Source organism: Stutzerimonas stutzeri (assembly GCF_024448895.1).
In the GTDB taxonomy this organism is placed as follows: Bacteria; Pseudomonadota; Gammaproteobacteria; order Pseudomonadales; family Pseudomonadaceae; genus Stutzerimonas; species Stutzerimonas stutzeri_Q.
In genome coordinates this window covers 21,042-45,313 of sequence record NZ_JAMOIC010000004.1, presented here as the reverse complement: position 1 = coordinate 45,313, position 24,272 = coordinate 21,042, and the positions used below count along the sequence as shown (strand labels likewise).

20 protein-coding genes are annotated in these 24,272 nt (G+C 62.4%); 9 read left to right on the top strand and 11 right to left on the bottom strand.

The features are described 5' to 3' along the window. Positions 1-159 precede the first annotated feature (159 nt). The 4 genes from NA619_RS05980 (at position 160) to NA619_RS05965 (ending at position 7,465) form a co-directional block, all read left to right on the top strand. Positions 160-1,686 carry an ATPase domain-containing protein gene (locus NA619_RS05980; RefSeq protein WP_255960874.1) on the top strand — a complete coding sequence of 509 codons (1,527 nt, stop codon included), beginning with the start codon at positions 160-162 and terminating at the stop codon, positions 1,684-1,686. Next, positions 1,670-3,349, top strand: a complete 1,680-nt coding sequence (locus NA619_RS05975) for a response regulator (protein ID WP_255960873.1) — start codon at positions 1,670-1,672, stop codon at positions 3,347-3,349. The genes NA619_RS05980 and NA619_RS05975 overlap by 17 nt, the downstream gene beginning before the upstream one ends. Positions 3,350-3,491: 142 nt before the next feature. Then, complete coding sequence (locus NA619_RS05970; RefSeq protein ID WP_423836806.1) at positions 3,492-5,027, top strand: sialate O-acetylesterase; 1,536 nt, start codon at positions 3,492-3,494, stop codon at positions 5,025-5,027. Between the two features lie 233 nt (positions 5,028-5,260). Continuing rightward, entirely contained in the window at positions 5,261-7,465 is a 2,205-nt protein-coding gene (locus NA619_RS05965) for an OsmC domain/YcaO domain-containing protein (protein WP_255960872.1), read from the top strand. 153 nt (positions 7,466-7,618) lie between these two features. Here the strand turns inward: NA619_RS05965 and NA619_RS05960 are convergent, their stop codons facing one another. From NA619_RS05960 to NA619_RS05945, 4 genes are all read right to left on the bottom strand, one after another. After that, on the bottom strand, positions 7,619-8,539 hold the full coding sequence (locus NA619_RS05960) for an AraC family transcriptional regulator (protein WP_255960871.1): 921 nt from the start codon (positions 8,537-8,539) through the stop codon (positions 7,619-7,621). Between the two features lie 188 nt (positions 8,540-8,727). After that, the gene (locus NA619_RS05955; RefSeq protein ID WP_255960870.1) at positions 8,728-9,180 is read right to left on the bottom strand and encodes a PA2169 family four-helix-bundle protein; all 453 of its coding nucleotides are present in this window, start codon (positions 9,178-9,180) and stop codon (positions 8,728-8,730) included. A 231-nt stretch (positions 9,181-9,411) separates the two neighbouring features. Next, a complete protein-coding gene (locus NA619_RS05950) occupies positions 9,412-10,341 on the bottom strand; it encodes an EAL domain-containing protein (RefSeq protein ID WP_423836810.1) in 930 nt (309 codons plus the stop codon). Then, entirely contained in the window at positions 10,227-10,658 is a 432-nt protein-coding gene (locus NA619_RS05945) for a hypothetical protein (RefSeq protein ID WP_255960868.1), read from the bottom strand. The genes NA619_RS05950 and NA619_RS05945 overlap by 115 nt, the downstream gene beginning before the upstream one ends. Before the next feature lie 541 nt (positions 10,659-11,199). Between NA619_RS05945 and NA619_RS05940 the strand changes: the two genes are divergently transcribed. From NA619_RS05940 to NA619_RS05930, 3 genes are read left to right on the top strand one after another with little or no spacing between them, the layout of a single operon-like run. Further along, positions 11,200-12,777: an MFS transporter gene (locus NA619_RS05940; RefSeq protein WP_255960867.1), complete on the top strand. Its 1,578-nt coding sequence runs from the start codon at positions 11,200-11,202 to the stop codon at positions 12,775-12,777. Next, positions 12,774-13,958 (top strand): HlyD family secretion protein, encoded by a 1,185-nt coding sequence (locus tag NA619_RS05935; RefSeq protein ID WP_255960866.1) that lies wholly within the window; start codon positions 12,774-12,776, stop codon positions 13,956-13,958. The genes NA619_RS05940 and NA619_RS05935 overlap by 4 nt, the downstream gene beginning before the upstream one ends. Continuing rightward, positions 13,955-15,343 (top strand): efflux transporter outer membrane subunit, encoded by a 1,389-nt coding sequence (locus NA619_RS05930; protein WP_255960865.1) that lies wholly within the window; start codon positions 13,955-13,957, stop codon positions 15,341-15,343. Before NA619_RS05935 ends, NA619_RS05930 begins: the two co-directional genes overlap by 4 nt. A gap of 19 nt (positions 15,344-15,362) precedes the next feature. Here NA619_RS05930 and NA619_RS05925 read toward each other — a convergent pair whose 3' ends face one another. The 6 genes from NA619_RS05925 to NA619_RS05900 all read right to left on the bottom strand — a co-directional run bounded on the left by NA619_RS05925 (position 15,363) and on the right by NA619_RS05900 (position 22,040). Then, the gene (locus tag NA619_RS05925; RefSeq protein ID WP_255960864.1) at positions 15,363-16,646 is read right to left on the bottom strand and encodes a sensor domain-containing phosphodiesterase; all 1,284 of its coding nucleotides are present in this window, start codon (positions 16,644-16,646) and stop codon (positions 15,363-15,365) included. 384 nt (positions 16,647-17,030) lie between these two features. After that, a complete protein-coding gene (locus NA619_RS05920; protein ID WP_423836805.1) occupies positions 17,031-18,404 on the bottom strand; it encodes a PepSY-associated TM helix domain-containing protein in 1,374 nt (457 codons plus the stop codon). 226 nt (positions 18,405-18,630) lie between these two features. Then, on the bottom strand, positions 18,631-19,023 hold the full coding sequence (locus NA619_RS05915) for a DUF2946 family protein (RefSeq protein ID WP_255960863.1): 393 nt from the start codon (positions 19,021-19,023) through the stop codon (positions 18,631-18,633). A gap of 62 nt (positions 19,024-19,085) precedes the next feature. Next, on the bottom strand, positions 19,086-19,931 hold the full coding sequence (xth, locus tag NA619_RS05910) for an exodeoxyribonuclease III (RefSeq protein WP_255960862.1): 846 nt from the start codon (positions 19,929-19,931) through the stop codon (positions 19,086-19,088). A gap of 82 nt (positions 19,932-20,013) precedes the next feature. Further along, entirely contained in the window at positions 20,014-21,369 is a 1,356-nt protein-coding gene (locus NA619_RS05905) for a heavy metal sensor histidine kinase (protein ID WP_255960861.1), read from the bottom strand. Then, positions 21,366-22,040, bottom strand: coding sequence for a heavy metal response regulator transcription factor (locus NA619_RS05900; protein WP_255960860.1), 675 nt, complete (start codon positions 22,038-22,040; stop codon positions 21,366-21,368). Before NA619_RS05900 ends, NA619_RS05905 begins: the two co-directional genes overlap by 4 nt. Positions 22,041-22,325: 285 nt before the next feature. Here NA619_RS05900 and NA619_RS05895 point away from each other — a divergent pair, with 285 nt between their 5' ends. Together NA619_RS05895 and uraH are read left to right on the top strand one after the other, a co-directional pair. Beyond that, the gene (locus tag NA619_RS05895) at positions 22,326-22,829 is read left to right on the top strand and encodes a GlcG/HbpS family heme-binding protein (RefSeq protein WP_255960859.1); all 504 of its coding nucleotides are present in this window, start codon (positions 22,326-22,328) and stop codon (positions 22,827-22,829) included. A 16-nt stretch (positions 22,830-22,845) separates the two neighbouring features. Next, positions 22,846-23,256 (top strand): hydroxyisourate hydrolase, encoded by a 411-nt coding sequence (gene uraH / locus NA619_RS05890; RefSeq protein WP_255960858.1) that lies wholly within the window; start codon positions 22,846-22,848, stop codon positions 23,254-23,256. A gap of 5 nt (positions 23,257-23,261) precedes the next feature. On the opposite strand, the gene NA619_RS05885 is transcribed toward uraH, so the two are convergent. After that, positions 23,262-24,170, bottom strand: a complete 909-nt coding sequence (locus tag NA619_RS05885) for a LysR family transcriptional regulator (protein WP_255960857.1) — start codon at positions 24,168-24,170, stop codon at positions 23,262-23,264. Between the last annotated feature and the right edge of the window lie 102 nt (positions 24,171-24,272).

Genomic DNA, 24,272 nt, shown 5'->3' with positions numbered 1-24,272 from the left:
TGCATCCATCCGGTGATCATTCGAAGAGGTTTTTGCCCGAGCCGCCCAGTCGGCGCTTTACGGGCGAGTTCCGCCGCGTCGAGCCTGGTTTACGGCCGCGTTGGGCAGGAACCACAAACGCAGCAGCTTCCGGAGTGAAGCCTGCGTAAGGAGTACGGAATGACCGATTCAATTGATCTTTCCTTCAACCCGGATGACGACCCTCCCCGTATTTCCACCGGCAGTGAAGGCCTGGACGATATCCTCGGCGGCGGCCTCGACCCCAACCGCATGTACCTCTATGAAGGCAGCCCCGGCGCCGGCAAGACCACCATCGCCATGCAGTTCTTGCTCGAGGGCGTCCGCCAGGGCGAGCGTGTGCTCTACGTAACCCTTTCGGAAACCAAGAACGAGCTGGAACTGGTGGCCAAGCGGCACGGCTGGTCGCTCGAAGGCATCGACGTTTTCGAGTTGGTCACGCCCGAAGCCAGCCTCGACCCTGAACTCGAACTGACCGTCCTGCACCCTGCCGAGATGGAACTGAGCGAAACGACTCAACAAGTATTCGACCGTGTCACGCAGACGAACCCGACCCGGGTGATTTTCGACAGCCTGTCCGAAATGCGACTGCTGGCTCAGAGCCCGTTGCGCTATCGGCGCCAGGTATTGGCGCTCAAGCACTTCTTCACCACGCGCCGCTGCACCGTGATCCTGCTCGATGACCAGACCTCCGAACTGGGCGACCTGCAGCTGCACTCGATCTCACACGGCGTGGTGATGCTGGAGCAGTTGGCCATTGATTACGGCGCCGAACGCAGACGCCTGCGGGTCGTGAAGATGCGCGGCATTCAGTTTCGCGGCGGCTATCACGACTTCGTCATCCGCAAAGGCGGTTTGCAGATCTATCCCCGCCTGATCGCGGCGGAGCACCATTCGAATTACATCGGCGAACCTGCATCTTCCGGTAACGCCGCCCTGGACACCATGCTCGGCGGCGGTCTGGAGCGTGGCACCAACGCCCTGTTCGTCGGCGCTGCCGGCGTCGGGAAGTCTTCGCTGGCCCTGAGCTTCGCGGTCGCGGCCTGCAAGCGCGGTGAACAGGTCTCCTTTTTCGTCTTTGACGAGAACATTGGGACTTTAATGGCTCGTGGACGCTCCCTGGGTCTCGACGTAGAGCCATGGATTAATAAGGGCCTGCTGCATCTGCAGCAGGTCGATCCGGCTGAGCTGTCGCCTGGTGAATTCACCGCCGCCGTACGTCGCAGCGTTGAAGATCAAGGCTCAAGGCTGGTTATCCTGGACAGCCTGAACGGCTACCTGCACGCCATGCCGGACGGCCGCTTCCTGATCCTGCAGATGCACGAACTGCTGAGCTATCTGGGGCAGAAAGGTGTGATTAGCATTATGATCCTGGCCCAGCATGGTCTGGTCGGTCCGATGGATACGCCAATCGATATCAGCTACCTCAGTGATGCGGTTATCATGCTGCGCTACTTCGAGCACGCCGGTATCGTTCGCAGAGCCCTGTCGGTGGTGAAGAAGCGCAGCGGCCGGCACGAAAACACCGTTCGCGAGTACCGGCTCAGCACAACCGGCGTCAAGGTCGGGCCACCGCTGAGTCACTTCAGTGGAATTCTCTCGGGCACACCGGAATACACCGGTGATGCGACTCAGCTACTGACAGACGAGCATGACGACGCCCACTAAGCCAGAACACCCGATAATCGTCGTCTACGCCCCCATTGGCCGGGATGGCCCGGCCACAGCCGAACTGCTGCGCCGCAGCGGTATGGACGCGGTGGTCTGCCATGGTGTCGATGAGGTTCTGCAGCGAGCCGAAACCGATGCTGCGGCAGTGTTCATCGCCGAGGAAGGCCTCTTCGGCCATGACCTCAAATCACTCTCCGACTGGGTGGATCGTCAGCCCACCTGGTCGGATTTCCCTTTCGTGGTACTCACCAGCAAACACCAGCAGCCCGCCGTCGCCGCCTGGCGCCAGCGTATGGTTGCCGCGCTGCGTAACGTTTCGCTGCTCGAACGCCCGGTGCAAAGCATCACCCTGACCAGCGCCGTGCAGGCAGCCGTGCGGGGCCGTTTGCGCCAGTACGAGGTGCGCGCACTGATCGAGGCGCGCGAACAAGCCTCGCAGGAACTGGAAGCGCTGGTCGTCGAGCGCACCAGCGAGCTGGAGAAGACCAACCTTGAGTTGCGCACGCAAATGGTAGAGCGCGCGCATATCGAAGAAACCCTGCGCCAGACTCAGAAGATCGAGGCCATCGGGCAGCTCACCGGCGGCATCGCCCACGATTTCAACAACCTCCTGATGGTGATTTCCGGCGGGCTCGACATGCTTGATCGTCGCGCCGATCCCGAGCGTCGCAAGCGCCTGATGGACGGCATGCGGCAGGCCGCTCAGCGCGGCTCGGCGCTAACCCGCCAGCTGCTGGCATTCTCCCGGCGCCAATCGCTGGCGCCCGAGCCTGTCGACCTTGCTCAACGCATCACCCAGATGCGCGAATTGCTGGACCGCAGCCTGCGCGGCGACGTCCATGTGAAGCAGGAATTTGCGCCTGATCTCTGGCCAGTCGAGGTGGACCCGGGCGAGCTGGAACTGGTGATTCTCAACCTGGCGGTGAACGCGCGCGATGCCATGCCCGAAGGCGGCAACATTCTGCTGCAAGCCCGCAACGCGCCGGACGAGCTGGTGCTAGGCCGCCGCGGGGACTTCGTCCGCCTGGCGGTGATCGATACCGGCACCGGGATTCCCGATGAGGTGCGCAATCGGGTGTTCGACCCCTTCTTCACGACCAAGGAGATTGGCAAGGGATCAGGACTTGGCTTGGCTCAGGTCTATGGTTTCGCACGGCAGTCCGGGGGTACGGTCTGGATTGACTCCGAATGCGGCTACGGCACCAGCGTGGTCATGCTGCTGCCACGCTCGGCCGATCTGCCGAGCCCGGTCAAGGATCAGCTGCCGATCGATGAGGCCGTCAACGTCTCTGCCGGCAATGTGCTGCTGGTCGATGACGACGAGGAAGTTGCCGCTCTGGTGGCCGAAATGCTGGAGCATCTGGGTTACGAGGTGACCAGCGCCGCCAGTGCCGCCGCCGCGCTGGGCGCGTTGGCCAATGGCCGCGGGATCGACATCGTCTTCTCCGACGTGATGATGCCCGGCGGCATGAACGGGCTAGAGCTGGCGCGTGAAATCCGTACGCGCAACTTTGAAGTGCCGGTGCTGCTCACCAGCGGCTATGCCGAAGCAGTGAAGCATTCCGCCGAGGCCGAAGGTGTGCAGATTCTTGCCAAACCGTATCGACTCGAAGAGCTCGCCGCCGCGCTGAAGACAGCGCTGGAACACATCGAAGCCTGACCTCTGGCCGCCCGTTCAACCCGCCATGCATTAGAACTTCGGGCGGGTACGACCGTCGAAACGCCATCTTCGTGCGAGCAGCGTTCAGCTGCTGCGAACTTTCGCATCGCGCTCGTTTGCGCCCATCACAAGGACCCGATCGATGCCCCTTCGGCAAAACAGCTATCGCCTACCCTCCCCGCCACGACCCGACTCCCGCACGCCACTCGCCGCTGCCGTGGCTTGCCTGCTGCTGGCGACTGCCATGCTGCCAGCCCACGCAGATGATGCGGCCGTGGCCAAACGCGACGCAGAAAACAAGCGCTGGAGTGAACAACTGATCTCCCAGCCAAAGGACAACCCGCCCGCCCTGGACGCGAAGTACAACCACATCATCACCTTCGGCCAGTCGCTGGCGTCCGCGGCCGAAGGATGGCCTGCGCTGTCGAAGGAGCCTGGCTACGACAACCTCATGTTGGGTGACGCGACACGCTCGGCGACGTTCAGCGGTGATCGATTCGTGCCGGTGGGCGGCCCCGAGTTCAAGCCGTTGCGCGCGGTGGTTCAGTTCAAGCGCGACCCTAAGGTCCTGCTCGACGGGGATGCCGTGGCACAGCTCGAAGCCCAGGCTCAGGAAGAAGGTGAATCGGTCGAGGTCGGCGCGCTGAACATGGCCCGCCGGCTTTATCTGGAGAACAAAGGCATCAAGGCCGATCCTCAACATCTGTTCGTCGCGAGCAACGCCGCCACTTCAGGGCGCTCCATTGCCCAGCTAGCAAAAGTGGGCGGCACCAACGAATATCGACGCGTTGTGCAGGCCGTCGATCAAGCCCACCAAGCTGCTCGATCTGAAAATGCGAGTTACAGCTTCAGCGCCCTTTTCTGGCTGCAGGGCGAATATGACTACGCTGAGGTACAAGGCGGCATCAATGACAAGGCGAACTACAAGAAGATGCTGCGTCAGCTGCGTGACGACCTGTACGCCGACACCGCCAAAGCGATCGGCCAGAAACAGATGCCGGCGTTTATCAGCTATCAGACCGACGCCAAGTCATCGGTGATCAACGGCAGCCTGGATATCGGCATGGCCCAGTGGGAACTGGCAAAGGAGGAATCCAGCTGGTACCTCGCCGGCCCGGTCTACCCATACGTCGACAAAGGGACGCACCTGTCAGCCAACGGTTACCGCTGGTTCGGCCAGATGCTCGGCAAGGTGTACAACCAGGTCGTGGTAGAGCGTCGCGGCTGGCAGCCGCTGTCACCTCGTCGCGCCACGGTTGAAGGTCGGGAGATCCTGATGGACTTCCATGTGCCGCACCCGCCTCTGGCCTTTAGCGAGCCCTACCTCGGACACAAGACGCAGATGATCGAGAACTACGGCTTTGTCGTCACCGACGATCAGGGCAAGGTGCCGGTCGAATCCATCAAGGTGGTTGCCGATACAGTGGTGCGCCTGGTGGTTGGCCAGGATCTGGTCGGCACTCCGACCATTCGCTACGCCAGCCATGAAGTAGGCGGCGCCGGCGAACTGCATGACAGCGACCCGACCGTTGCGGACGCGAACTACGAATACCTGCCCGAAGAAGGCATGACGGAGGACGCCAATATCGAAGCGCTGGTGGGTAAACCCTATCCTTTGCAGAACTGGAGCATTGCCTTCGAATTGCAGGCTGCTGAGGGCCACGACTCGGCACGTTGAGCGCAGCGCCAAGCGGTGGCGCAGGCGTACAGCGCCGCAGCGGACTGCCGTTCGGATCACCCTTTCACCACAGCATCGGCCGATGCGCGCCAGGTTGCGCGCTGGGCGCCGGTATCTGGAGGGCGTGTATGCCTGGCCCCGATCAGCGCCCGGCTGAAGCTGAATTAACAAAAGACATCCAGGCGAGAAGCCGGATAATGGACGGCCACATCGTGTTGTTCTGGTAATCCCGCATGGAAATCAAGGTTAATTTTCTCGACAACCTCAGGCTCGAAGCCAAATTCGACGATTTCACGGTGGTTGCCGACCAGCCGATTCGCTACAAGGGCGACGGTTCGGCGCCGGGCCCGTTCGATTACTTTCTCGCTTCGTCTGCGCTCTGTGCGGCGTACTTCGTAAAGCTCTACTGCAACACCCGGAACATTCCGACCGACAACATTCGCCTGTCGCAAAACAACATCGTCGACCCCGAAAACCGCTACAAGCAGACCTTCAAGATTCAGGTCGAGCTGCCAGCGGACATCTCCGCGAAGGATCGCCAGGGCATCCTGCGCTCCATCGAGCGCTGTACGGTGAAGAAGGCGGTGCAGACCGGGCCGGATTTCGTTATCGAGGAAGTAGAGAACCTGGATGCGGACGCTCAGGCATTGCTGATGCCCATGGCCGAGTCCGGAGAAGGTACCCGCGTACTCGGCAAGGACCTGCCGCTGGAGCAGACCATCGCCAACATGTCCGGCATTCTGGCCGAGCTGGGCATGAAGATCGAAATCGCCTCATGGCGCAATATCGTGCCCAACGTATGGTCGCTGCATATCCGCGATGCGCAGTCGCCGATGTGCTTCACCAACGGCAAGGGCGCGACCAAAGAGGCCGCGCTGGCCTCGGCGCTGGGCGAGTTCATCGAGCGGCTCAACTGCAACTTCTTCTATAACGATCAATTCTGGGGCGAGGAGATCGCCGACGCCGAGTTCGTGCATTACCCGAACGAGCGCTGGTTCAAGCCGGGCCGCAAGGATGCGCTGCCGGCCGGCATTCTCGATGAGTATTGCCTGGCGATATACAACCCTGATGGCGAGCTGTACGGCTCGCATCTGATCGACACCAATTCCGGCAATGAGCAGCGCGGAATCTGCTCACTGCCCTACGTGCGCCAGTCGGATGGAGAGGTGATCTACTTCCCATCCAACCTGATTGAAAACCTGTTCCTCAGCAACGGCATGAGCGCCGGCAATACCCTGGCCGAAGCGCAGGTGCAGTGCCTGTCGGAGATCTTCGAGCGCGCGGTGAAACGCGAGATTCTCGAAGGTGAAATCGCACTGCCCGATGTGCCGCAAGAGGTGCTGGCGAAATACCCCGGCATCCTCGCCGGCATCCAGGGCCTCGAAGAGCAGGGCTTCCCGGTACTTGTGAAGGATGCGTCCTTGGGCGGTAAATACCCGGTGATGTGCGTCACCCTGATGAATCCACGCACCGGCGGTGTGTTTGCCTCCTTCGGCGCGCACCCGAGCTTCGAAGTGGCGCTGGAGCGCAGCCTGACCGAGCTGCTGCAGGGCCGCAGCTTCGAAGGTTTGAACGACCTGCCTCAGCCGACCTTCGAAAGCCAGGCCGTGATGGAGCCCAACAATTTCGTCGAGCACTTCATCGATTCCAGCGGTGTGGTGTCCTGGCGTTTCTTTAGCGCCAAGGCAGACCACGCATTCGTCGAGTGGGACTTTTCCAGCCAGGGCGAAAGCTCGAATGCCGAGGAAGCGGCCACGCTGTTCGGCATTCTCGAAGGCATGGGCAAGGAAGCGTACATGGCGGTGTACGACGACCTGGGCGCCACCGCGTGCCGCATTCTGGTGCCGGGTTATTCCGAAGTGTATCCAGTTGAAGACCTGATCTGGGATAACACCAACAAGGCGCTGTTTTTCCGCGACGACATCCTCAACCTGCACAGCCTGGACGACGACAGCCTGCAGGCGATGCTCGAGCGCCTGGAAGAAAGCGAGCTGGATGACTACACCGACATTCCCACCCTGATCGGTATCGAGCTTGACGACAACACGCCTTGGGGCAAGCTCACCATTCTCGAACTCAAGCTGCTGATCCACCTCGCTCTGCAGCAGTTCGAGGAGGCGAAAGAGCTGGTCGAAACCTTCCTGCAGTACAACGACAACACTGTCGAGCGCGGCCTGTTCTACCAGGCGCTGAACGTGGTGCTTGAAGTCCAGCTGGATGCCGAACTGGACATGCAGCACTACGAGACCAATTTCCGACGCATGTTTGGCGACGCGCGAATGGATGCAGCAATTGGCTCGGTATACGGCAGCGTGCGCTTCTACGGTCTGACGACCACCAGCATGAAGTTGGAAGGACTCGACCGACACCAGCGGCTGATCGATAGCTATAAGAAGCTGCACGCGGCACGCGCCAGGGCGGCTTCCCTATCGCGCTGAGATTGCTGGGGAGCCTTTGTGCTGTTTGATCAGCGTGCTGGCAATCCCCTCGCTTGAGCTACGACCCTGCTGTGTGGGACTGGCCAAGGGTGTTCTCGGCAGCCCGATTAGGCGCCGGCTTCCACAGGTGTTGTGAAAGTACCAGCCACGAGATCAGGCGATGCTGCGCAGGCGCGCCATGTCCTTGACCGGTGAGGCGCCGAACAGCCGGCTGTACTCGCGGCTGAATTGCGAAGGGCTTTCGTAGCCGACCCGGTATCCCGCCGCCGAAACTTCCAGCCCTTCAGCCATCAACAGGCGGCGGGCCTCCTGCAACCGCAGTTGCTTCTGGTACTGAAGCGGGCTCATGGCCGTCAGCGCCTTGAATCGATGATGCAAGCTGGAAGCGCTCAGATTAACCCGGCGCGCCAGGTCATCGATGCGCAGCGGCTCGACATAATTGTGATTGAGCCACTCGATGGCGCGGTTGACCCGGTGCGACTGGCTGCCTTGCAGCGCCACATCCTGCAGATGCCTGCCCTGAGGCCCGCGGAGTACGCGATAGAAGATCTCGCGCAGGGCCAGCGGTGCCAGTACGGGAATATCCTCTGGTTCACCCAGTAGCCTGACCAGCCGCAAAGTGGCATCCAGCAACGGCGCGTCGATGCGATCCAGATAAAGGCCGCGTCCGGCAGGTTCGGAGCTGGGGCTTGCCGGTTCAGCTTCGCTGACCAGCGCGGCGATCAGCGACGGATCGATGTCCAGCCGGATGCAGATATAGGGTTCGTCACTGGAGGCGCGGATTACGCAGCCGGCCACCGGCAGCGTCACCGACACGACCAGGTAATGAAGCGGGTCGTAGCAGTAAAGCTCATCGGCCAGACGCACTTCCTTACCACCCTGCACGATGATGCACATCGCCGGCTTATGCAGCCCGTAAGTCATTTCACCCGGTTTCTCGCATCGGATCAGATGCAACAGATCGATAGCGGTGGGATGCATGCCGTCGCCGCTGACGAAACCCTCCACCAGACGGGCCAGTTCGGCGCGCTGGAGGCTGGTGTCATCGGCCGGTGGATTGATGAAGGAGTTCATGGCCGGCCCTTGAGAAAAACGAAGCACTTAGCTTAGCAGCTCAGCTGCGAATCGCTGTTGCGGGCGTTTGATCGTCATGATCGATCGTTGCCGATATCGAAAGCCTCCTTCAGGCCGATATCGTCGCTCAGTGAATCGCACAAACAAAAGCGCCGGCACAAGGACGGCGCTTTTCACATCGGGGTCGATCAGCTGCGAGCGCGCTCGGCGTCACGCAGTGCCTTGACCTGATCATGGTTGCGCTGCACACCCTGGAGCTGGCGTTCGACAACGCTGCGAACGTCCATCGGCAGGTCCTTTTCCAGCGCCTTACGGTAGCTCTTGAGTGCCACGTCTTCGCCACGCTCGCACTCGTTAAGGATAGCTTCGTCATCCTTGCCGGTGATCATCGACTTGAGGTCGACCCAACGACGATGCATGTCGGCCGCTACGCTGGTGGAGGTCTCTGGATCACCACCGAGGGTGCGCACCAGTTGCTGCAGTTCGGCAGAGGCCGTTGCGCAATCCTGGGCACGCTGAGTCATGGTGGTTTTCAGTTGCGGGTTCTTGAGGTCTTCAGCGCATTCGCGAAAGCCTTTCTCACCGTCTTTGCTGGTTTCGATAAGGTCGTTGAGTACGGAAATGGTGTCTTTGTTATCCATTGAATAATTCTCCTACGGGCTTGATGAACGGCCGGAAAGAACACGGCCAACCTGTTAAGTCGACTGTACTCATTCGAGAAAGGTTCAGCCTGGCCTGCCGAGCGGAGCGCCGTCCACGCCTGAGAAATGGCACATGCCGTGTGCTGGAGACGCTGACGTTTTCGGGCTGAGCCCCCGCCGCTACGCGCTACCCGAAGAGCCAGCGCCAGTGCCAAAACGCAACGCGGCTAATCACCCTGTCGCCGCGAACGACAAAGGCCGTCCAAGCAGATAGCCCTGCGCCTTGCCGACCTGCAGCTCGCGGAGGATTTCCAGCTCCGCCTCGGTTTCCACGCATTCGGCGACGATCTTGCTGCCGGTTTCGTGACCGAAGCGGATCAGTGCCGATGCCAGTGCACGGCAGTCGCCGTTTCTGTCGATGCCACGGATAAGGCTTCCGTCGAGCTTGATGACGTCGGGCTTGAGCTGAAGAATATGACGAAAGCTCGCGTAGCCTGCCCCGGCATCGTCCACTGCCAGCGCAAGCCCTTTGCCTCGTAACGGCGCCAGGGCTTCATTGACTGTCTGGTAATCGGTCACCGAGGCGTGTTCCGTCACCTCGAGCATCAGGCGATTCAACGGCTGTTTGTCGAGCAGCCGCTGCACCGCGCCCGTCAGCATGGTTTCCGGCGAAACATTGACGGACAGGTACGCGTCCCCGATATGAGCCAAGCCCTTCAGCGCTTCCTCGATCAGGCCCATCTCCAGCTCGCACTGCAGCCCGACCCGCGCCGCTTCACCGAACCAGAGGTCGGGGCTGCGCTGCGGATCGGGCTGGAAGCGCGCCAGGGCCTCATAGCCCACGATTCGGTTATGCACCACATCAACGATGGGCTGATACACAACTTGATAGAGGTGGTCGCTCAGCACGCTGCGAATCCTGCGCACGATCACCTCCTGATCGCGTTCTCGCCTGGCCTGAGTCTCAAGCAGACGTCCGGAAAACTCGGCGAATACCCGAAGCGTATCGAGGTCACGGTCGTTCAACGTCTGGTCAGGGCACGAGCTCAGACAGCAGAGCGTTCCGTAAAGCTGACCATCGCTGAAACGAATCGGGGCACACCGATATAGGCACCGATGGACAGGGACGCGGTGATCGGCAAGGCAACGGCGCTCGGCAATTGGCTGGTGTCGGGAATCAGCTGCGGAAGCCGGCCGTCCAACACCCGCTCGCAGTAGGTGTCGCACAAGGGATCGGAATCTCCGGCACAGATCGCCATCGACTGGTTATTGCCGTCTACGTATCGAAACACGCGCAGCCCATCGGCGAACTCGGCGACGAAGGCCACGTCCATTCCCAGGTGCACACGAACGGAGTGCAGCGCTTCGCAAAGCATGTCCGCGACCGATTGCCCGCGCATCTCGATGTCGACCAGTGCCAATACCGGGTCGCCAAGGTAACCAACAGTTCCCGGACTGAGCCGAATGTTGTCGTGCATCCAAACCTCCAAAACCGCCTGCTGCGCCGAAGCCCGCAACCGCGATGTATAGGTAATAGCCGTCGCCGGCACCTCCAGCAGCTAATTTTTTACAGCGTAGACGACCTCGTTCGTTGGGATTGGCCAATAGAACTCAACCCGCATCGGCATGCTGCCAAACCTGCCGCCAAGGAGCCGCAGCCCGTGGATCGAATGGAAGTCATGTACTGTTCACCAAGTCTGCACAGACGGAAACCACGTCTCCGCGTACGCGCGTTATCGCCCGGCGCAGATGGATTCGTCCTGGCTGCGGAACGCCTTTCTGAGCGACTGGGGTGATTTGAGCGGCAGCCCTTCGGTTGTGCGTGACAAGCTCCGTCGGCACACCAACCTCGGTTGCCGGTAAAATGTGACCAATCGTTTCGCACAGATTATTGTCCGACGTTAAGCGCCACGGGCCTTGGCCAGCTGCGCAGCCCAGTCGTCCCGCTTTTGAGCCTCGCAAAGAATGCCGCAATACCTAGCCCCCGTTCCCCGTTGGGAACCCCATGAACGCCCTTCGATGCCCGGATCGCCAGCGATCCTGGTGCATTCGATGCGGCTGCGTATCGCCTATGCCTGCGTTGCGGTGCTGGTAGGTATCACCGGCGGACTGGGCAATGCGTTGTTCATCGCCAACCTGCCGAGCATTCAGGGCGATCTGGGTCTGACGCCATCGCAGGGCGCGTGGCTGCCGGCGGCCTATTTCATGGTCAACGTGTCGGCCAACCTGTTGGTGATCAAGGTTCGTCAGCAGTACGGGCTGCGCCGGTTCGCCGAGATCGGGCTAACGGTTTATGCACTGCTGAGCATCGCCCACGTGTTCGTCGAAGGCTGGGAAATGGCGGTCTTCGTGCGCGCGGCCAGCGGCCTGGCGGCAGCGACCACCACCTCGCTCGGCCTGTTCTACATGCTGCAGGCATTCGGCAAGGTGGGATTGCCCAAAGGGGTGATCTTCGGCTTCGGGATCTCGCAACTGGGCACGCCACTGGCCTGGTTAATGTCACCTGCGCTGCTGGACATGGGCGAATGGCACCGCCTCTACGTATTCGAAAGCGGGCTGGCGCTCTGCTCGCTGGCTGCCGTGGTGGTGCTCAAACTGCCGCTGGGCGAGCGCATCAAGGTGTTCGAACCACTGGACTTTGTCACCTTTGCCCTGATGGCGCCGGCGCTTGCGCTGATTGCTGCGGTTCTGGCCCAGGGCCGGATCCTCTGGTGGACCGAGCAGCCCTGGCTGGGCTACGCGCTGATTGCCTCGCTGTTGCTGATGTGTGCCGTCTTCATGATCGAGCACCACCGCCGCAACCCCCTGCTGCACACCCGCTGGCTCGGCACGGGTGAAATGCTGCGCTTCGCCTTTGGCGCGCTCGCACTGCGGCTGCTGCTCTCCGAGCAGACCTACGGTGCGGTCGGGCTGCTACAGACCCTCGGCATGGGCACCGAACAGCTGCAACCGCTGTATGCCGTGATCCTGCTGGGGCTGACGCTGGGTATCACCGCCAGCGCGATGACCTTCAGCCCGGTTACCGCTTTTCCGCAAATTCTGCTGTCGATCGTGCTGATCGCCGTCGCCAGCTTTCTCGATATCGACGCCACCAACCTGACCCGTCCACACGACATGTTCCTCAGCCAGGGCCTGCTCGCCTTCGCCAGCGGCATGTTCCTCGGCCCGCTGCTGCTCACCGGCATCGGCAAGGCGTTGCGCAACGGACCGAACTATCTGGTGACCTTCATCGTCCTGTTCACCATGACCCAGAGCCTTGGCGGCCTTGCCGCGCCGGCACTGTTCGGCACCTTTCAGGTGGTGCGTGAGAAATACCACTCCAGCCACCTGACAGAGCAGATCGTGTCAGGCGACCCACGGGTGGCCGGACGTCTGCAAGCGCAGAACCTGGCCCTGGCGCCGCGCCAGAACGACCCGCAGCTGCGGCAGGCACAAAGCGCGGCGCAGCTGAGTCAGGTCGTCACTCGTGAAGCCAACGTGCTGGCCTTTAACGATATATTCCGGCTGATCGGCATGCTTTCCATCGGCGTGTTCGGCTGGACGCTCTATCACACCCTGCGCATTGCGCGGCAGAACAGGAACGCCTCGTCTCCATGAGCGAACGCACAAATCCCGAGGATCAGGAAACACGCCAGCCGGCCCTACCCGCAGAGCCCCAGGCAGCTGCCACCGATGCAGGCCCGACGCCGGACGATCCGCCAAAAACCATCAAACCCAGCCGCCGCTCGGTGATGCTCATGGTGCTGGTAGCGCTGATCGGCACGCTGGCTATTCTCTATGCCTGGCAACTCTGGCCCTTCAGCGGCCGCGTGGCGGTTACCGAAAACGCCTATGTCCGCGGGCAGATCACGGTGCTTGCGCCTCAGGTCAACGGCTACGTGACCGAAGTTCTGGTGCAGGACTTCGAGCGCGTCACCCAGGGCCAACCGCTGGTGCGCATCGACGACCGCCAATACCGCCAGATGGTCGAGCAGCGCCGAGCCGAGCTCGCCGCGCGGCGTTTCGAACTGGACAACCTGAAGCAGACGCTTGCGTCCAACCGGGCGACGCTGGCCTCGCGCCGTGCCGAGCTTTCAGCGGCTGAGGCAGAGCTGCAGCGCGTGCGCAGCGATGAAAAACGCGTCAACGAGCTGGCCGAACGTGGCTCGGTGTCGATCCGCGAGCGCGACCAGATCCGCGCCACTGCAGGCGCCGATGCAGCCCAGGTACAACAGGCGCGCGCCGCCATCGCCATTGCCGAGCAGACGCTGAAAGCCAGCGAGGTTTCGCGTGGTGGGTTACAGGCGCAGGTTGAAATCGCCGAGGCGACGCTGAAACGCGCGCAGATCGATCTGGATAACACCGTCATCCACGCCCCGCGCGACGGTCAGGTCAGCGAGGTCACCGTGCGTCAGGGGCAATACGTGGCGGCTGGCTCGCAGCTGCTCTATCTCGTACCGGATCAGCTCTGGGTGATCGCCAATTACAAGGAAACCCAGACCTTTGCCATGCGTCCCGGCCAACGTGTGGAAATCGAGGTCGATGCACTGGACGACGCGCACCTGACCGGCCGCGTGGAGCGACTGGCCCCCGCAACAGGGTCGGAATTCAGCGTGCTGCGTCCGGACAACGCTACCGGCAACTTCACCAAGGTGGTTCAGCGTGTGCCGGTGCGCATCTCCATCGACCCCGATCAACCTCTCGCCAAACGGCTGCGGCCCGGCCTTTCAGTCGTCACCCATGTGGATACCGCAGGCGCAGCGAATGCCGAGCCCGAGACGGCGGACGAGCGACCATGAAAGGACGATTCAAATGGCTGCCCGGACTGGCTCCAGCTCTGCTGCTGACCGCCCTGGCAGGCTGCATGCCGGCGCGGCAGCCTGCCCCACCCGAAGCGGACGTGGCCCCGCCTGCTCAGTGGCGCGACGCCGAACGCCGTGAAACTGCTATCTCTGCCACTTGGTGGAGGGCCTTCGACGATCCGCAGCTGACAGCACTGGTCGAAGCTGCGCTGGCGAACAATACCGATGTATTGAGCGCGGCCTCACGCGTCGAGCAGGCCCGCGAGCAGATCCAGCAGTCGCGCGCTGCCCTGCTGCCATCAATCGATGCGGCGCTGGGCGCACAGCGTACGCGAGAGCTGAGCGTGCTGGGCATCACGCATAACACGTCCGTTCAGCCATCGCTGCAGGTGTCCTACGAAGTGGATCTCTGGGGCCGGTTGCGGCGACTGCGCGAAACGGCCGAGCTGCAATATCGTGCCACCGAGGCCGAGCGCGATGCGGTGCACCTGGCTGTTGCCAGCACTACCGCGCGTGCGTACATGTCCCTGCTTTCGCTGGATCAGCAGCTGGCCGTCACCCGTGAAACCGTTGAGTCGCGGCAGCAGGCGCTACGCGTCGCCGAGGACAGAGCCAAGCTTGGTTACACCTCGCAGCTGGAATTGAGCCAGGCGCAGTCCGAATACGAAGCCGCCGCCGAGCTGCTGCCGCAGTTGCAACAGGCGATCCGTGAACAGGAAAATGCATTACGCCTGCTTACCGGCCGCCTGCCGGGAGTGATCGAGCGCGGCGCTGGTTTGCTGTCGATCGAGCCGCCCCCGGTCCCGGGGTTACTGCCGTCGACGCTACTACGCCGTCGGCCTGATATTCAGCAGGCCGAACTGTTGCTGGCCGCCAGCGACCTGAACATCCAGGCCCAGCGCGACCGCTTTTTGCCTCAGGTTCAGCTGTCCGCCAGCCTCGGCCGGCTGTTCGTCAATTCGCTGGACTATGACCCGGTGCGGGTCTGGGATCTGGGAGCCAGCGTGCTGGCGCCGATCTTCAATGCCGGTCGGCTGGAATCGGGTGTGAACATCGCCGTCGCGCAGCGCAACCAGGCGGCCTTCGCATATCGCGCGACGGCTTTGCAGGCATTCAATGAGGTGGAAAACAGCCTCTCGGCCGTCGGCAATCTGCGCCAGCAGCTCGAACGCGTCGCGGCCCGTCGCACCGTGCTGGAGCGCTCGCTGACCTATGCAGAAGACCGCTACCGAGCCGGTTACTCGTCCTATCTGGAAACCCTGGATGCACAACGCAACCTGTTCAACACCGAGCTGGCAGCGGTTCAGTTGCGCGAAAGCCAGCTCAATGCGCTGATCAGTCTGTATCAGGTACTCGGTGGAGGTTGGCTTAGCGAGCCGTGAAGGCCCGCTGGCAGACACCTCACCCGGCGTTGAAGGAGCCCGTGAACACGCTGGAAACCGGCGCGGTGATAGGCGCCGGACGCCCAAGCAGATAACCCTGCGCCTTGTTGACCTTGAGCTCACGCAGCACCGCCAGCTCCGCTTCGGTCTCGATACACTCGGCGACCACCTTACTGCCCGTCTCTTCAGCAAAACGGACCAATGCAGCCGCCAGGGCACGGCTCTCGATGCTCGAATCGATATTGCGGATCAGGCTGCCATCGAGCTTGATGACATCCGGCTTGAGCTTGAGGATGTGGCGAAAGCTGGCGTAACCAGCGCCGGCATCATCCACCGCCAGACGCAATCCCTGCTTGCGCAGCGGCTCCAGCGCGTCGGCAATGAGTCCGTAGTCACCAATGGACACGTGTTCGGTGACCTCCAGAAGCAGGCGCTCGAGCGGCTGCCCGGCGAGCGCACCGCAAAGCGCGCCGTCGAGCACCGTGCCCGGCGAGACGTTTAGCGACAGATAGGCCTCCTCCGGCAGGAAGACCAACCCTTTGAGGGCTTCGTCGATCAGGGCGATTTCCAACTCGGATTGCAGACCTATGGCCGCGGCTTCGGCAAACCAGGCGTCCGGGCCACGCTCCGGTTTAGCGCTGAATCGCGCCAGCGCTTCGTAGCCGACGACCCGGTTCTCAAGCAGATGCACGATGGGCTGATACACCACCGAATAGGCCCGCTGCTCAAGCACCGAGCGGATGCGCGTCAGCATCTCGGCATAGCGCAGTTCACTGAGCGCATGACGTTCCAGCAGTCTGCCGGCGAAATCGGCGAACAGCCGCAACGTATTCAGATCCCGTTCGTTGAGGCTGTTGTCTGGTGTGGTGCTGAAGCAACAGAAGGTGCCGTAGAGTCGTCCATCGCTGAAGCGCAGCGGAACGCTGAGGTGCGCGCCGACCGGCAGGGCCATGGTTACCGGCATGGCCAGCGCTTCCGGCAAGGACGCTGCATCCTGGATCAGCTCCGGCAGGCGGCCGTCGAGCACGCGCTGACAATAACTGTCTTCAAGGGGATCGCAGGCCCCGACCGCCAGCTGCAAAGGTACGAAGTTGCCATCGAGGTATCTGAACACCCGGCTTCCGCCCCTGAACTCGCTGATGAACGCCACATCCATTCCCAAATGCGCGCGCACCGCATGCAGGGTCTCAGCGAGCATCTCGCTCAATGAAAGATTGGCGTTTTCCAAGCGAAGCAGGATCGACACTGGATCGTCGACCACCGCAAACCGATCGACCAGATTCTGCTGAATGTCATCAGACATGGAGTCCCTCCCTCACCAGTGACCCCTACCCTGCTGTGATGGACACAACTGATAGCGAGTCTGGAACCGCACCTTTTCCAGGCGCGGCTTCTGAACATTTGCCCAGATACTACTGATACAAATAACCATGCTGGGGTTTCGGCGACGACCGGCTCTACCCCGTCCCGTTGGCTGCAGCGCTCTATGGCGGGCATTCTGAACCGGCTGGCCGCGCCTGGCGGGTGCGCACGGCAGCTTTGGCCGTCCGGCACGGAATTGGGTCAGAGCCGTGCACGCCTTTAGTCACAAGTGCCCCTAAAGCGGAACGACTGCAGCCCGAGAGGCGCTGATTACCTGAGCTCAGCTGCCAGTGACCAGGCCGAGCCGCCCCTTAGCGGCTCCCACTCAACTGGCGCGCCGAAGTGTCGTCATCAGCACATCCACCGCAAGGAAGAGAAACAAGCTGACACCTAGCACCGGCAGGCACATGCCGAATACCAACGCGACGGCGCCCGTCGCCCAGCGCTCGCGCGGCGAGAGCCCACGCAGCGCTTCGACCAGTCCCGGCCGGATGGCTCGACCCTGCGCGCGGCGTCGCCACCACATCAGGTAACCCATGGCCACCAGGGCCGCCAGGCCAAGCGCGGTCACTGCAAGCAGCAGCTGATTGGCCAGACCGAACAGTGAGCCCATGTGCGCATCGATGCCCCAGCGCGTTAGCTTGGCTGCAATCGGGAAGGTCGCGAAATCGGTGCGATCGGTGATGTGCAGCGTGCGCGGATCGACGGCCACGGCATCCACCTGGGTGGGCCAGCTGCGGTCGATTTCAGTCACCGTCCAGGCGCGATCCGGTCCGGCGGCCGGCATGATCTCTACCTTGCTGGCGTCTATCCCGTTCTCCCGCGCGGCGCTGAGTACCGCATCGAACATCATTGGATCAGCCGACCCGGCATGCGGCATTGCCATACCGGTGTGATGGCCATGCTCGCCTGCCGGCGCAGCTACCTCTCCATCCAGCGCAGTGGACACGCTTGGCGTAGACATGCCCAGCGCAGCCCGTGCGACACCGATGTTGTCGCCTGCCCAGCGCGACCATGTCAGGCCGGTCGCAGAGAAGAACAGCAGCCCGATCAGCAGGAACAGCCCAAGCGTGGCATGCCAGCGTCTCACCCCTTTCGAGCGCGCCGCCCCAACGCTGCGTTGCCGCCGGATGTACCACAACGCAAAGCCACCCAGCGCCGCGACCCACAGCCAGGACGCGGCCAGCTCACTGTATATCCGGCCCGGTTCGCCGAGCAGCAGGCTACGGTGGAACTGATCGAGCCAGGTGCGCAGCGGAAGCACGCCACTGGTCCCATACACCAGCAGATTGCCGCGGACCTCGGCAGTGCTCGGATCAATGAACACCGCTCGGCTCTCTGACTCACCCAGCGTCGGTGCCTTGAACATCACACGGGTGGTGTATCCGGCCCCTGGTGCCGGTCGGACCGCCGAAAGCGTCGCCGATTCACCAATATGGGCCTGCGCAATCTCGATCTGTCGGGCCAACGGTTGCGGCGTTCCGGTGCTGTCGGTGTAGAGCTGCTCGGCGTAGAGGCGGTCTTCGAGTTGCGGTGTCAACGCATAGACCAGGCCGCTCAACGCAGCGACGAAAATGAAAGGGCCTACCAGCAGCCCAACGTACAGATGCAGACGAATCAACAACGCCAGCAGCGGGTGCCGCGTGCGGGAAACCATGGATAGCCCCTCGTGGTGGGCGCCAGCGGTACTTGAAGTCATGACTACTTACTCGATCGAAATGGCTGCAGCTTCTCTGTAGGTGCCAGCTTGCTGGCGATCAATGACGCTGTAGTGGGTCGGGATCGCGAGCAAGCTCGCTCCTACAAAGGCGGGACCGTATTTTTTGCTCTGCCGGCCGGGACGTAGGCCTGCAGCAAGGCCAGCGACCAGCAACGGCACGCATACGCGACCGTCGATGGCTACCGGGCAGATCAGGGGTTATCGATCAGGCGAGCGGGGAGGCGCGGGGATTGAGTGCGGGCCAACGGTAACGCGGTGACAGCAGAGGCGCAGTCGCCGTGGGCAGACTGCCGAGCCGCATCAGATGCGGCGGATGCAGCACCGGCGAGCCGGTCGTGATCGCAGCCAGCGATGCCGATCCCGCCGCGCAGCAGCAAGGCATCCCCTGATGATGACTGGGCTTGGGCTCAGATTCATCGACGTGAGCGTGCTGGACGTGCCCGTGCCCGGTGTGATGCTGGCTCACACTGGCACTGGCCATCGCGCAGTGTTTACCCGAACCCGCCTGCATGTGCGCAGCCATCAGCGGCATCGCGAACAGATGCAGCAGGACGGCGAAAGCCGCTATCCAGATAGGCGCATGACGGGGGCGACGCATGACGGGCAAGCTCCAGCAGAAGCGAAAAGAGCCAGGCGCGTTGAGCGCTGACTGCAGCGAGTTTACCTCGTTGACTTGGCTTTGCTGCGTTTGGCCGGCTTTTCCGGCTCGGTCTCAGCGCTCGCGGCGCCCTTCAGGGTTACCCAGGTTGGCGCATGGTCGCTGGCATGCTCCTGATCACGCACCCAGCGGTCAACGCCGGCATCGATCAACCGTGGCGCCAGATCGGCGCTAAGCAAGAGATGATCGATCCGCAGGCCGGAGTTCTTCTGCCAGTGCTGGCGAAAGTAATCCCAGAAGGTATAGATGCGCTCGTCCGGGTATTTAGCCCGCAAAGCATCGGTCCAGCCCTGCGCCAGCAGCCGGTCGAAGCATTCGCGGCTTTCCGGCTGCAGCAGTGCGTCCTTCTTCCAGGAGCGCGGGTTGTAGATGTCTTCGTCAGTGGGAATAACGTTGTAGTCGCCGGCCAGCACCACCGGGTGGCCGCTGGCGAACAACCCGGCGGCGTGCTCGATGAAGCGCTCGAACCAGCTCAGTTTGTAATCGAACTTCGGCCCCGGCTGCGGGTTGCCGTTGGGCAGATAGAGGCAGGCGACGATCACGCCATGGGCCGCCGCTTCCAGATAACGGCTGTGGGTATCGTCCGGATCGCCCGGCAGACCGCGGCGGATCTCCAGCGGATCATCTCCCTTCGCCAGAATCGCCACGCCATTCCACGATTTCTGCCCCTGCCAGATAGCGCCGTAACCGGCGGCGCGGATGTCATCAATGGGGAAGTCGGCGTCCTGCGCCTTGAGCTCTTGCAGGCACACCACGTCCGGCTGCTCGCGCTCTAGCCATTCAAGCAGGTTGGTGCGGCGTGCACGGATACCGTTGATGTTGTAGGTGGCGATTTTCAGGGAGTCCACAAGCGCGTCTCTCAAAGGCAGTTTTATGACCTTAGCTGTGACAGCGCGCGCCGGCATCCATATCCAGAGGCGATGATCGTAATCAGACCATTTCTGCCGGGAAGCGCAGGATGAACTCCGTTCCCTTGGCATCGCTGCGAACGCTCACCTCGCCGCCATGCAGTTGCATGATTGAACGCACGATAGCCAGTCCCAGCCCGCCAGTATCGCCCGGCTCGGCGCGCGATGGGTCGCAGCGGTAGAAGCGATCGAACAGCCGCGGCAGATGCTCGGGCGGGATCGGAGGTCCTAGATTGATCACGCTGACCGACCGCCAGCCATCCTCTGAGCCACTGACGATGCGCACCGTGCTGTCACTAACGCCGTAGCGCAGCGCATTGGCCAGCAGGTTCGCCAGCGCCCGGCGAATCATCTCAGGATCACCGAACAGCTCACCCTCGGTTTCATCGAGCAGCTGAATGCCGCGCTCTTCGGCGACGCCTTCGAAGTAGTCGCACAGCTGCTCGACCAGTGCCGGCAATGCAAAGCGCTGTCGCTCGATGGCCGCCGGCTGCTCGGCACGGGCGAGGAACAACATGCTGTCGATCATCCGCGCCAGGCGTTCATACTCCTCCTGATTGGACACCAGCAGCGCGTGATAGGCCTCGGCATCGCGATCCTTGTGCAAAAGCTGCTGGGTCTGCCCCATGAGATTGCCCAGCGGCGTACGCATCTCGTGGGCAAGGTCTTCGCTGAAGCGTGACAGCCGCGCGAAGCCCTGTTCCAACCGATTGAGCATCTGGTTCAACGCGGCACGCAGCGGTTCCAGTTCGCTCGGCATCGCTGATTCGTCCAAGCGGAGGTGCAGATGCTGCACGTCGATCGCCAGGGCCTGACGCGTCAAGTGACGCACCGGACGCAACGCGCGCCGGCTGATCAGCCAGCCAAGCACTGACGCCAGCAGCGCGCCGAGACTGAGCGCCCACCACAGTTTTACGCGGTAGGCGGCGAGCATCTGCTCACGCTCGGCTAGCAGGCGACCGGCGACCAGTGTCAGACCGGCTTCGCCCGGCAACCGACGCCAGGCCAGCCGCGCTCCGTCAGCATCGGTCAGCGCCGCAGCCTTGCTGGCCGGCAACTTCGGAATGATCAGCCTCTCCGGGTTGATTTCGATCAGCGGGCGCCCCTGAGCGTCGAGCAGCCAGAGCAGGCTGTCGCGATTGCCCAGCATGTTTTCGTACAGCTGAGGTCGTTGGCGGAGCGCCTCGATACTGGTGCTGTCTTCCAGCAGCGCCTGCATACGTTCCAGCCGACCGAGCAGTGCCTGATCGTCACGCCAGCTGATTTCCCGCTCCAGCGAGCGATACAAATACAGTCCGATGGCACCGAGCAGCACTACAGCCACCAGAGCGAAAGCGATGGCCAGGCGCAGGCTGAGCGAGCGCGGCAACAGCCTCACGATGCCGTCTCCAGCACGTAACCCATACCGCGCACGGTGTGGATGAGTTTGAGCGGATAGGGATCGTCGACCTTTGCGCGCAGGCGGCGGATCGCCACGTCGACCACGTTGGTGTCGCTGTCGAAATTCATCTGCCAGACCTGCGAGGCGATCTGCGCGCGGGACAGCACCTCGCCCTGGCGACTGAGCAACAGATGCAGCAAGGCGAACTCCTTGTTGGTCAGGCTGATGCGCTCGCCCTGGCGAGTAACGCGGCGGCGCAGCAGGTCCAGGTCCAGATCGGCGACGTGGAAGCGTTCGACTTCGCGCGGCGGCCCGCGGCGCAGCAGGGTGCGTACCCGCGCTAGCAGCTCGGCATAGGAGAACGGTTTGACCAGATAGTCGTCGGCGCCCAACTCCAGCCCGCGCACACGGTCTTCCACTGCATCGCGCGCCGTCAGGAACAGCACCGGCGTGTGCGTCGAACGGTTGCGCACCACCTGCACCAGCTGCCAGCCATCGAGCCCCGGCAGCATGACGTCGAGGATCACGAAATCGAACGGCTCCTCCTCGATCAGGTGTTTGCCGTCGACGCCATTGCGCGCGACCTCCACACGGTAGCCGGACTCCTCCAACCCACGCTTGAGGTAGTCGGCCGTCTTGGCCTCGTCCTCCACCACCAGAATTCGCATCGGATCACCTCGCTGAATGTGCGCCGCAGGTCGTTGAAGAACGTCAGCGAGGCAGCCAGCGCAAGGCGAAAACAGGCGAAAAAGCGCAGTTTACAAGTGGTAAATGAGCATTTTGAGCCTGTTTTCAACGCAGCGATGGCAACGCAGGTAGTTCTTCAACGGCCTGCTAGGTTAGGGAGTCGGCGTCGAAGCGGCCATTACAAAAGCGTAATGCGCAGGCAACGGTTCTGACGGGCAGGCATCGGCACCATGCGCCCCGAAGCTCAGCCATCCAAGGAAACCGATATGCGTACCGCAGCCACACTGTCATTGCTGACGCTGGCATTACTTACCCCGGCCCTAAGCGCCAACGCCGCCACGCCAGCACCGATCGCCCAACAGAACGTATCGCTGGCCCTGGCCGACGGCCTGATCCAGGCCACGCTGGATCAGTGCCACGCGGAAAACCGCACGGCGGTGGTCGCGGTGGTGGATCGCGGCGGCAACCTGGTCGCCCTGCGCCGGGACGACAACGTCGGCCCGCACAACACTCTCGCGGCACAGCGCAAGGCCTACACCGCGCTGTCGAGCAAGACCCCGACCCGCCTGTTCGCCGAACGCGCCGCCGCTACGCCGGACGCCGCCAACCTCAACACGCTGGATGAACTGTTGCTGCTCGGCGGTGGCGTGCCGCTGAAGGTCGGCGACGAGGTAATTGGTGCCATCGGCGTGGCCGGTGCCGGCGGTGCCAAGAACGACGAGGCCTGCGCCATGGCCGCCATCGAAAAACTGCTGCCCTCCTCCCACTGAAGAAAAGGAAAACCCCATGAAAGCACTACGTTCAATCGCTGCCGGCTTGATGCTCAGCGGCCTGTCCGGTCTCACCCTCGCAGCTGGCAACCCGCTCAGTGTGCATGTGCTCAATCTGGAAAACGGCCTGCCGTCACCGGATGTGCGCGTCACACTGGAACAACGTCAGGGTGACACCTGGAAATCACTCAACAGCGGCGAGACCAACGCTCAAGGTCGGGTCACCGCGTTATACCCCGAAGGCAAGGCGCTGGAGAAAGGCACTTACCGCGTCACCTTCATGACTGGCGACTGGTTCGCCACGCAGAAGGCCAGCACCTTTTTCCCCGAAGTTCCAGTGATCTTCGAAGCCGACGGCAGCGTCGAGCACTACCACATCCCGCTGCTGCTGAGCCCCTACGGCTTCTCCATCTACCGCGGCAACTGAGCCGCTCAGCGCACTTCCCAATAGCCCTGTGCGTTGTAGATGTCCTTCAGATAGTCGATGAAGAAACGCACCTTGGCCGGCAGGTAGCGCTGCTGCGGGTACACCGCCTGGATGTCGTAGGCCGGCAGCGCGTACTCGTCAAGTACCGTGACCAGCTCGCCACGCTTGAGCTCGGCCTGGATCTCCCAGGTCGAGCGCCAGCCGATGCCAAGGCCCTGCTTGACCCAGTCGAACAGCAGCTCACCGTCATTGCAGTCCAGATTGCCGGCCACGCGGATCGCCACCTGCCTGCCGTCGCGCAGGAAGGTCCAGCCACGCTGCTGCCCGCCCTGCAGGTTGAAGGCCAGGCAGTTGTGCTGCGTCAGCTCTTCCAATGCCGTCGGCGTGCCATGGCGGGCGAAGTACTCCGGCGAGCCGCATACCACCCGCCTGTTCGGAAACAGCCGCACCGCCACGTAGTTGGGGTCGGTCACCTCGCCGATGCGAATACCCATGTCGTAACCGTGGCGCACCAGGTCGACCACGCTGTCGGTGAAGTTGAACGACAGCTGCAGGTCCGGATAGCGCGCCTGAAACGCAGGCGCATGCGGACCAATATGCCGCCGCCCGAACGCAGCCGGCGCCGACACCACCAGATGCCCGCGCACCGAGGTGCCGTGGTGGCTGATGCTGGCATCGGCTTCCTCGAAGTCCTTGATCAGCCCGCGGGCGCGCTCCAGGTATTGCTCGCCCAGATCAGTCAGCGCCAGCCCGCGCGTGGAGCGGTGCATCAGCTTCACACCTAGATGCCGCTCCAGCGCATCGAGTCGGCGGCCCATGACCACCGGTGTCACGCCTTCCTTCAGCGCAGCGGCAGCGAAACTCCCGCTTTCGGCTACCAGCACGAAGCTTTGCAAGGTTGTGTAGCGATCCATTCGATACTCCTGATATCGACAGAATTGAAGTTTCGGCCAATTCACTCGTTCCGGCCAGCCCTTCATGCTTGGGCCACGTATAAAAACTATCGAGTTACCCGT